This is a genomic window from Spirillospora sp. NPDC046719 (assembly GCF_040645715.1).
Lineage (GTDB): Bacteria > Actinomycetota > Actinomycetes > Streptosporangiales > Streptosporangiaceae > Spirillospora.
This window is the reverse complement of sequence record NZ_JBEYYT010000368.1, coordinates 1-9,671: the sequence shown is the minus strand read 5'-3', so window position 1 is coordinate 9,671 and position 9,671 is coordinate 1. Positions and strand designations below refer to the sequence as shown.

The 9,671-nt window shown below is 74.1% G+C and carries 11 protein-coding genes and 1 pseudogene; 7 read left to right on the top strand and 5 right to left on the bottom strand.

Features of this window, described 5'->3' with window-relative positions; all coding sequences use genetic code 11:
• A pseudogene (locus tag ABZ914_RS39315) lies at positions 1–219 on the top strand (hypothetical protein); the annotation flags it as partial.
• 7 nt (positions 220–226) lie between these two features.
• Here the strand turns inward: ABZ914_RS39315 and ABZ914_RS39310 are convergent.
• Positions 227–406, bottom strand: coding sequence for a hypothetical protein (locus ABZ914_RS39310; protein ID WP_190864302.1), 180 nt, complete (start codon positions 404–406; stop codon positions 227–229).
• A 69-nt stretch (positions 407–475) separates the two neighbouring features.
• Between ABZ914_RS39310 and map the strand changes: the two genes are divergently transcribed.
• From map to ABZ914_RS39295, 3 genes are all read left to right on the top strand, one after another.
• On the top strand, positions 476–1,327 hold the full coding sequence (gene map, locus ABZ914_RS39305) for a type I methionyl aminopeptidase (protein ID WP_500199597.1): 852 nt from the start codon (positions 476–478) through the stop codon (positions 1,325–1,327).
• A gap of 58 nt (positions 1,328–1,385) precedes the next feature.
• Positions 1,386–2,075, top strand: coding sequence for a ComEA family DNA-binding protein (locus tag ABZ914_RS39300; RefSeq protein ID WP_500199595.1), 690 nt, complete (start codon positions 1,386–1,388; stop codon positions 2,073–2,075).
• 71 nt (positions 2,076–2,146) lie between these two features.
• Positions 2,147–3,214, top strand: a complete 1,068-nt coding sequence (locus ABZ914_RS39295; RefSeq protein WP_500199593.1) for a DNA polymerase ligase N-terminal domain-containing protein — start codon at positions 2,147–2,149, stop codon at positions 3,212–3,214.
• A gap of 69 nt (positions 3,215–3,283) precedes the next feature.
• Here the strand turns inward: ABZ914_RS39295 and ABZ914_RS39290 are convergent, their stop codons facing one another.
• Entirely contained in the window at positions 3,284–3,949 is a 666-nt protein-coding gene (locus ABZ914_RS39290; protein WP_500199591.1) for an NAD(P)-dependent oxidoreductase, read from the bottom strand.
• A gap of 45 nt (positions 3,950–3,994) precedes the next feature.
• Between ABZ914_RS39290 and ABZ914_RS39285 the strand changes: the two genes are divergently transcribed.
• Positions 3,995–4,345: a winged helix-turn-helix transcriptional regulator gene (locus ABZ914_RS39285; protein ID WP_190864294.1), complete on the top strand. Its 351-nt coding sequence runs from the start codon at positions 3,995–3,997 to the stop codon at positions 4,343–4,345.
• 168 nt (positions 4,346–4,513) lie between these two features.
• A complete protein-coding gene (locus ABZ914_RS39280) occupies positions 4,514–5,230 on the top strand; it encodes a metal-dependent hydrolase (protein ID WP_190864292.1) in 717 nt (238 codons plus the stop codon).
• On the opposite strand, the gene ABZ914_RS39275 is transcribed toward ABZ914_RS39280, so the two are convergent.
• From ABZ914_RS39275 to ABZ914_RS39265, 3 genes are read right to left on the bottom strand one after another with little or no spacing between them, the layout of a single operon-like run.
• Entirely contained in the window at positions 5,231–5,749 is a 519-nt protein-coding gene (locus ABZ914_RS39275; RefSeq protein WP_500199590.1) for a hypothetical protein, read from the bottom strand.
• A 7-nt stretch (positions 5,750–5,756) separates the two neighbouring features.
• Entirely contained in the window at positions 5,757–7,244 is a 1,488-nt protein-coding gene (locus ABZ914_RS39270) for an ATP-binding protein (protein WP_433238288.1), read from the bottom strand.
• Positions 7,241–7,912, bottom strand: coding sequence for a response regulator (locus ABZ914_RS39265; RefSeq protein ID WP_190864287.1), 672 nt, complete (start codon positions 7,910–7,912; stop codon positions 7,241–7,243). Before ABZ914_RS39265 ends, ABZ914_RS39270 begins: the two co-directional genes overlap by 4 nt.
• A gap of 102 nt (positions 7,913–8,014) precedes the next feature.
• Here ABZ914_RS39265 and ABZ914_RS39260 point away from each other — a divergent pair.
• On the top strand, positions 8,015–9,671 hold a 1,657-nt coding region (locus ABZ914_RS39260), incomplete at its 3' end, for a hypothetical protein (RefSeq protein WP_500199588.1).

The following is a 9,671-nucleotide window of genomic DNA, read 5'->3' as shown; positions in this document are numbered from 1 at the left end:
GGCGCCACGATCCTCGCGCTGGACGGCGGCGACCGCGAGCTGGAGGGCCTGGCGCACGAGGCGCTGACCGTCCCGGCGGACGAGGCGCTGCTGTCGTTCGACGGCGCGCAGCACCTGGTGAGCGCCGCCGCGGGCCAGGAGCCGGCGCGCGGCGCCCGCGGCCTGCGGCACCGCCTCGCCAGGCTGCTCGAGGCGGTGACCGGCCCGACGGTCGACTAGCCCGCCGCTAGTCCTCCCCGTCGTCCTTGCGCCACGCCTCGTTGCGCTCGCGGGCCAGCGCCAGCGCGCCGGCGGCGGCACCCTCGTCCGGGTACGGGCCCATCCGGTCCTTGTCCGGGCAGCCGGGCCCGTGCTCGACCTTCATGTGCTTCAAGCAGAACCACCAGTCACCGTCGTCACCGGCCATCGGTGCTCCCTCCGATCACGGCTCGCGCGGGATTCGTTGCCGCGATCCCGCTGACTACACTCCATCACTATGACGACCCAGCTTCTCCGTCCCGGCAACGTCTCTCCCATGCGGAAGGTCCCGGCGCAGATCCCGCGGCCGGAGTACGTGGGGAAGAAGCGCCCGAAGACCGGCGAGCCGGACGTCAAGACACCCGAGATCATCGCGCGGATGCGGGTCGCGGGCAAGATCGCGGCGCAGGCGCTGGAGGAGGTCGGCAAGCACGTCCGGCCGGGCGTCACCACCGACGAGCTGGACCGCATCGGGCACGAGTTCATGCTCGACCACGGGGCCTACCCGTCCACCCTCGGCTACCGGGGGTTCCCGAAGTCGCTGTGCACCTCGATCAACGAGGTGATCTGCCACGGCATCCCCGACGACACCGTGCTGCGGGACGGCGACATCGTCAACGTCGACATCACCGCGTTCATCGACGGCGTGCACGGCGACACCGACGCGACGTTCCTGTGCGGCGACGTGGACGAGGAGTCGCGGCTGCTGGTGGAGCGCACCCGCGAGGCGACGATGCGGGGCATCAGGGCGGTCAAGCCGGGGCGCGCGCTGAACGTGATCGGGCGGGTCATCGAGTCCTACGCCAAGCGGTTCGGGTACGGGGTCGTCCGCGACTTCACCGGGCACGGCATCGGCACCACGTTCCACTCGGGTCTGGTCGTCCCGCACTACGACGACCCGAACGCCACGACGGTCATCGAGCCGGGCATGACGTTCACCATCGAGCCGATGCTGACCCTCGGCAGCCACGACTACGACATCTGGGACGACGGCTGGACCGTCGTCACCAAGGACCGCAAGCGCACCGCGCAGTTCGAGCACACCCTGCTGGTGACCGAGGACGGCCACGAGATCCTCACCCTCCCGTGACCCCTTCGTCGACCTAGCGTCCCCTTCAGCCAGCGACCCGGCCGGGAGAATGCGCCTGATGAACGCGCCAGCGCCGTACGAGCCGAGGGTTCCGTCCGACAGCATGCCTCCTGGGCGGGCCGCGCTGAGCGTGACGTGGGCGGCGCTGCCGTTCCTGACGCTCGGGTACGCGACGCCCTTCACGTTCGCGGCGGCGGCGCTGTGGCGGCGCAGCGCGCACCTGCTGGTGTCGTCGGCGGTCTACATCGGCGTCTTCGCGCTGATGCTGTACCTGCTGCCGGACATCGGCAAGGAGGACGGCACGCAGCAGGCGGTGGGGGTGCTGCTGTTCGTCCTCGCGGTGGTGGGCTGCGGGCACGCGTTCCTCATCCGGCGCCGGGTGTTCGACCCGCACGGGCTGGCGGGCATCGACAACGAGGCCGTCGTGGAGCGGGTGCGGCGGCAGCGGCTGCTGCGCGAGAAGGCGCGGGACCTGGCCGCGAGCGACCCGGGGCTCGCCAAGGAGCTGCGGATCGGCCGCCCCGACCTGCCGCGCCAGTACCAGGACGGCGGCCTGATCGACGTCAACCACGCCCCGGCGGAGGCGCTGACGCTGCTGCCCGGCATCACCCCGGAGCTGGCGGCGAAGATCGAGCGGGTGCGGGCGGAGACGGGCGGGTTCGTGTCCGCCGAGGAGATGTCGGCGGTGGCGGCGCTGCCGCCGCAGCTGACCGGCGACCTCGCCGACTACGCCGTCTTCATCCGCTAGCACCGTCCCTGTCCGCGTCCCCGTCCGCGGGCGGGCCGTCTCGATCCGCTGATCGCGGGTATGTGGCGGGCGTGACGGAGAAGAAGGGCAAGAAGGGCAAGAAGGGCGAGAAGGGCAAGAAGGACGCGCGGAACGGCGGCGACCGGCTCGCCGAGTACCGCGGCAGACGCGACCCGCGCAGGACGCCCGAGCCCGTCCCCGAGGAGAAGGCGCTCCCGCACGGCGACGACGACACGTTCGTCGTCCAGGAGCACCACGCCTCCAGCCTGCACTGGGACCTGCGGTTCGAGCGGGACGGCGTGCTGGTCTCCTGGGCCGTGCCGAAGGGCCTGCCGTGGAGCCCGAAGACGAACCACCTGGCCGTCCACACCGAGGACCATCCGCTGGAGTACGCGACGTTCGAGGGCGACATCCCGCAGGACGAGTACGGCGGCGGCAAGGTGACGATCTGGGACCGCGGGACGTACGAGACGGAGAAGTGGTCCGAGCGCGAGGTGAAGGTCGTCATCCACGGCTCGCGGGTGTCGGGCCGGTACGTGCTGTTCAGGACGCGCGGCAAGAACTGGATGATCCACCGGATGGACCCGCCGGCGGACCCGGACGCCGAGCCGCTGCCGGAGGCGCTGCGCCCGATGCGGCCGGTCCGCAGGGCCCGGCTGCCGCGCGACCAGGGGGCGTGGGGGTTCGAGTTCGCGTGGGGCGGCCGGCGGCTGCTGGCGTACGTGGAGGGCGGCCGGACGCGGTTCACCGACGGCCGGGGCCGCCCCGTGGACGGCCCCGCCGGGCTCGGCTCGCGGCTCGGCGGGCGGCTCGGCGCCCGCCCGGCGGTGCTGGACGGCGAGCTGGCCGTGCTGGACGGCCGCGAGACCTACATGATCTTCGACGTGCCGCACCTGGACGGCCGGCCGCTGCTGGACGTCCCGTACCGCGAGCGCCGCGCCAGGCTGGACGAGCTGGACCTGTCGGGCCCGGCCTGGCAGACGGCGCCGTGGTACCCGGGCGACGGCGCCGCGGTGCGGGAGACCGCGGCCGACCAGGGCCTGCCCGGCGTCCTCGCGAAGCGGCTGGACTCCCCGTACGAGCCGGGCGAGGAGTCCGGCGCCTGGCGCCTGATCGAGGCGCCCGCGCGGAAGCGCTGACCGCCCGCGCCCGATACGCGACGGCCGCGGCCCAGTGGGCGACGGCCGCGGCCCGGTGACGGCTGCGGCTCAGTAGGCGACGGTGATGCGGCGGCCGATCGCGTCGCCGTTCTCCAGCTCGTCGACGAGCGCGACGGCGTAGTCCTCCGCGCTGATGCGGCTGTCGCCGGAGGCGTCGCGGAGCAGCTGGTCGCCGCCGAGGCGGAACACGCCGGTGCGCTCGCCGGGCTCGATCACCTGCGCGGGCGAGATGTAGGTCCAGTCCAGGCCGCCGGCCTCGGCGCGGACGAGGTCGAGCAGCGCCGCCTGCGCGAGGGACTCCGCCTTGTACATCTCGGGGAAGCCCGGCTCGTCGACGTGCCGGAGGCCGGGCGCGGCCTCCAGGCTGCCGGCGCCGCCGACGACGACGATGCGCCGGACGCCGGCCTTGCGCGTCCCCTCCAGGGCTCCGCGCCCGGCGGCGAGCAGCGGCCCCTCCGGCTCGGAGCCGTCGCGGGGCGGCGAGACGGCCAGCACGACCGCGTCGTGGCCCTCCGCCAGCGCGGCGATCGCGTCGGCGTCGTGCGCGTCCGCCTTCGCGGTGCCCTCGGCGCCGCTGCGGGTCACGCCGGTGACCTCGTGGCCGCGGCGGCGCGCCTCGTCCGCGACCCGCCGGCCGATCATCCCGGTCGCGCCGATCAGCAGGATCTTCATGTCGTCCTCCTCCGTGTCCGTGCCGCACGTGAAGGTATCCATCGGATACTGGTTACTTCAACGTGCTATTGGTACCCTCTGGAAACCATGAGAGGCGACGCGTTCGATCCCGAGTGCCCGACCCGGCTCATCCTCGACCGGATCGGCGACAAGTGGTCGGTGCTGGTCGTGCTGAGCCTCACCGACGGACCGCGCCGCTTCACCGAGCTGCGCCGCCTGATCGGCGGCGTCACCCCCAAGGTCCTTACCCAGACGCTGCGCACGATGGAACGCGACGGCCTGGTCACCCGGCACGTGTTCGCCGAGGTCCCGCCCCGCGTCGAGTACGCGCTCACCCCGCTGGGCCTGTCGCTGCACAAGCCGATCCAGGCGATCACCGAGTGGGCCGAGGAGAACGTCGAGGCCGTCGTCGCCGCCCGCGCCGCCCACGACGACTGAACCTCCTCCCCCCGTGCCGGCGCCGCCGTGGAACCGCGGCGCCGCTATCCACATCAAAGGGACGTGGCATCCGCTTCGGCGCGCCGCCGCTGAAAACGATCAGTAGCGGGCTAGAGTCCCGCCCTGAACCGGGCGGCGGACGGTGCGCGGAAAGCGGGGGAACTGCCCATGATGGGGAAGACGCACGCGCTGAGCGGCGCGCTGGCATGGCTGGCCGCGGTGCCGGTGCTCGGCCAGGAGAGCCTGCTCGGCGAGCACGCGGTGTCGCTGTCGCCCGAGCAGGTCGCGGCGGGCGCGGTGGTGTGCGCGGGCGCGGCGATCCTGCCCGACATCGACCACCACAACGGGCGCATCGCCAACACCTACGGGCCCATCACCCACCACATGTGCAAGTGGATCGGGAAGCTGTCGGGCGGGCACCGGCACGCCACCCACTCGATCCTGTTCGCGGTCGGCATCGGCTGGGCGATGGACACCCTCGCCACCCACTACGTGTACGCGTGGTGGGCCTGCCTGTTCATGATCGTCGGGCTGGGGCTGCGCGGCGTCGGCCTCGACTTCGAGGGCCGCGAGCCGCAGTCCGCGCTGGCCGACTGCGCGCTGGCGCTGATCGCCGTCTGGCTGATGCACAAGATCGACATGAGCTTCGTCGGGTTCGCGGTCACCCTCGGCTGCCTGGCGCACGTGGCCGGGGACTGCCTGACACCGCGCGGCTGCCCGGTGTTCTGGCCGCTGCCCTGGCGGATCGAGATGCCGCTGGTCCCCCGCACGAACGGCAAGGTCGAGCACTGGGTCGTCGGGCCGGTGCTGATGCTCGGCATCGCGATCCTGGCGATCCGGTCGGTGCTCGGCGACGTCGCCACCCGCTGGCTCACCAAGGGCTGATCAGCGCAGGTCGGCGAAGTCGGCGCAGTCGACGAACCCCCATCCGTACTCGTCGGGGTCCGGCCCGCTCCAGAGCTTCACCTGCTCGATCCCGGGAATGGACGCGGCGGTGCAGGCGATCTGGCCCAGCGCGACGCGCGACCACCTCACCCGCCGGTGCGGCACGCCCTCCTGGATGTCGACGATCAGGACGGAGGGGTCGTCGACGATCCGGCCCTCCAGCGGGACGCGCACCTCGCTGTACAGGCCGACCCTCCCCTCCACCGAGGTGACCGGGACGCCGAGCTGCGCGATCGCCAGGTACGGGTGCCCCGGCAGCCCGGGACGGACCATCGGGCGGATGCCGCCGCCCTTCACCAGGAAGACGGTGATGGTGGAGGCCCGCCCGTCGGCGACCGGCATGCTGCCCGCGCTGAGCACGCCCGTCGGCCGGACGCCGCAGCCCGCCGACACGACGGCCCCCGCCACGGCGGCGGCCGCGGCGAGCGCCCGGACCGCCCGGCCCCATCGCTTCCTCATCGCTTCCTCATCCGTCCTCCCCGCACTCGTCCGGGTCCTCCTCGTCCGCGTGCCGGGCCGGCAGCCACAGCGTGAACACCGCTCCCCCGTCCGGCCCGTTGGCGGCCTCCAGCGTCCCTCCGTGCAGGACGGCGTTCTCCTTCGCGATCGACAGCCCGAGGCCGCTGCCCTCGCTGCGGGAGCGGGCCGCCTCCGCCTTCACGAACCGGTCGAAGACCACGGGGAGCAGGTCGTCCGGGATCCCGGGGCCGCCGTCGGCGACGGTGATCGCCACGCCCGGCTCGCCGCCGCTCCCGTCCGGCCCGAAGCGCAGCGCGACCGGCGGGCCGCCGTGCTTCAGCGCGTTGCCGACGAGGTTCGCCACGATGACGTCGAGCCGCCGCGGGTCCGCCCGGACGAACAGGTCCGCCGGCCCCTCCACCACCACCCGGCCCGGCCAGCCGCGCGCCGACAGCGTGCCGGCGACCGCCTCCGCCACGTTCACGTCGTCCAGGACGAGCGCGGCGGCGCCCGCGTCGAACCGGCTGATCTCGATCAGGTGCTCGACCAGCCCGCCGAGCCGGCGGGTCTCCTCCGCGACCAGCCGCGCCGCGCCGCCGTCGTCCCCCGCCTCCTCCGCCAGCACGTCGGTCATCGCGATCATCGAGGTCAGCGGCGTGCGCAGCTCGTGCGAGACGTCCGCGACGAACCGGCGGGACGCCGCCTCCATCGCGCGCAACTCCGTCACGGTCCGCTCCAGCGCCGCGGCGGCGTGGTTGTAGGTGCGGGCGAGATCGGCGAGCTCGTCGTGCCCGCGCACCCGGACCCGCGTCGCCAGCCGCCCGTCGCCGAGCGCGCGGGCGGCCGCGCCGAGCCGGCGCACCGGCCGCAGCACCCCGCGGGTCGCGAGGAGGGCGAGCAGCAGCGCCGCGAGCAGCGCGGCGGCGTCGGCGACGATGAGCGCCCGGGTGAGCGAGCGCAGATCCGCCGCCTCCCGGGACAGGCTCACCGACGCGAACACCATCGGCGGCGTCGTCCGCTGCGGCTCGTCCACCGTCGTGGCGTAGCCGGTCGCGCGGGCGCCGACCAGCAGGTAGGGATGGCCCTCCAGGCCGGGACGGGACTTGACCACGATCCGCTGGAAGACCATGCCGCGCATCGCCCGGCGCGCGAACTCCGGGCTGACCGGCACGTCCAGCGCGCCGGGCGGCGGCTGGGGGGCGCTCCCGTCGAGCGGCACCGGCACCGCGACCACCGCGCGCCCGGGAGCGGCGAGCGTCTGCTCCACCTGGTCGGCGATCAGCGGCTCGGTGTCGGGCGGCATCTGCTCCGGGATCTGCTGGGCCAGCGTGTCGCGGATCTGGGTGAGCACCGCGTCCTGCGTCCGCTGCAGCATCACCCGCCGCAGCAGGACGTACGAGATGCCGGACGCGAGCACCGACGCCAGCAGCGCCACCACCGTGAACGCCGCGACGAGCCGGACCCGCAGCCCGGTGAACCGGCGCAGCGGCGTCACGGCGCGGTGAACCGGTAGCCGAAGCCGCGCACCGTCTCGATCAGCCGCGGCTCCCCCGGCTCGTCCTCGATCTTGGCGCGGACCCGCTGCACGCAGGCGTCGACCAGCCGCGAGTCGCCCGGGTAGGTGTGCTCCCACACCTCGGCCAGCAGGTGCTGGCGGGTCAGCGCCTGGCCGGGCCGCCGGGACAGCTCCAGCAGCAGCCGCAGCTCCGTCGGGGTGAGCCGGACGTCGGTCCCCGCCTTGGTGACCTTCAGCGACGCGCGGTCGATGACGAGGTCGCCGTAGGCGGAGATGTCGGCGCGGGTCTCGGCGCGGCGCAGCACCGCCCGGATCCGCGCGTCCAGCACCCGCGGCTCGACCGGCTTCACCACGTAGTCGTCGGCGCCGGCCTCCAGGCCGAGGACGACGTCCAGGTCGTCGCCGCGCGCGGTGAGCAGGATCACCGGCAGCGGGTCGCCGCGGCGGATCCGCCGGCACACCTCGATCCCGTCGATGCCGGGCAGCATCACGTCCAGGATCGCGATCTCCGGGCGGCGGGCCCGCAGCGCCTCCAGGCCGTCCTCGCCGGTGGCGCGGGAGGTCACGCGGTGCCCCTGGCGGGTCAGCGCCAGCTCCAGCGCGGTCCGCGCCGACGGATCGTCCTCCACGAAGAGAATGCTCGCCACCCCGACATTATTGGGCTCGCCGGTCACTCCGCCCCACTCATGTCACAGGATCCGGACATTCCGCCGACGGGACGGTGACGTCCCGCCCGGACGGTGGGGCCCATGACGCTCCAGATCGTTCCGGTCCTGCGGCCCGCGCCGGACGCTCCCCCGCGCGCACGGCGCCACCGTGCCGTGCCGTGGCTGCTCGCCGCCGGTTTCGCCGCGCAGGTCTGCGTCCGGCTGTGGTTCGCCCGCGCGCGCACGGGCCCGGTCGCCAATCCCGACGAGACCGGCTACCTGCTCGCCGCGCGCCTGCTGTCCGGCGGGCACGGCGGCGACATGTCCGGGAACACCTTCTACCAGGGCGGATACCCGGCACTCCTCGTCCCCGCGTACTGGTTCTCGCACGACCCGGTCACCGTCTACACGATCGCTCTCGCGATCAACGCGGTCGTCGGCGCGGCCCTGTTCCCCCTCGGATACGTCGCCGCCCGCCGGTTCCGCCTGTCCCGCCGCACCGCGCTCCCCCTCGCCTGGGGCGCCGCGCTGCTGCCCGCCACCACGTTCTTCGGCGAGTTCGTCCTCGCCGACGCCGTCCTGCCCACGATCGTCCTCGCATGGCTGTGCTTGTTGCATCGCCCTTGGCGTCAGGCCCTGGAGGGCCTTCCTTCGGCGGGCGATGCGTGCGATCGCCGCATCGCTCCGGCTCGCCTGGGGGCTCGCTCCGCGATCAGGTTCTCGCAGGCTCGAACCTGGCTTCGCTCGCGATCGCGACGGTTCGGGTCGCCGCGTGGTCAGGGCCATGGGCTGGGGCACGCTGATCAGGCCGAGCATGAAAGCGGGCCTTCGCGGTGGTGGTTCCCGGCGGTTCGGGACGCGGGGGCGGCCGGGGTGGTCGCGGCGTTCGCGGCGGCGGTGCACAGCCGCGGCGAGGTCGTGCTCGCCGTCCATGTCGTGACGCTGGCGGCGCTCACGGTCGCGGGCGCCGTCTGCAGGCGCGGGGCCGCCGTCGCCGCTGGAGCCGGAGGGCTCGCGGTGGCCGCGGCCGGGTACGCCGTGGCGGCGGCCGTCAACGGGCACGTGCGCGCCGAGCTGTACCCGGGCGGGGTGCGCGACCTCGCGGGGAACCTCGGGGAGCGGTTCACCACGGGCGCCGGGCAGGGCTGGGCGCTGTCCGGGGCGGCCGGGCAAGTCTGGTACCTGGCCGTCTCCACGTGGGGGCTCGGCGGGGTCGGCTTGGCGGCCGTCGCCGCCGTGCTGCTGCGCCCCCGGTCGCTTCCGGCGGACCGCGTCATGGCGGGCGTGCTGCTCACCGTGACGTTCGCGATCGCGTACGCGTCGTCCGCGGCGCTCCCCGACGAGCACCGCGTGGGCAACTACGCGTACGGGCGGTACCTGTCATGCGTGGCGCTGGTGTACGCGCTGGCGGGCGCGGCGGCGCTGCTGCGCGCTGGCCTGCGCAGGGCGATGGGCCTGGTGGCGGCCGCCGCCGTCATCGTCGGCGCGGCGGGGCTATGGGTGCGCCTCTACGCGGGCGACCGGCTGCACACCTACAAGTTCATCGGGTTCGACTTCCCCGAGACGTCGTTCCTGACCGGCGACCGCGGCGCACTGCACCTGACGGCCGCCTCGCTCGCCGCGCTCGGCCTGCTGTGCGGGTTCCTCGCGCTGGGCCGCGTCCCCCGGGCGGGCGCGGCCGTGGCCGCGTGCGCCCTGGCGGTGACGAACCTGGACGCGCTCGCCGACCTGTTCGGGACGGCCCCCGACCGCGACCAGG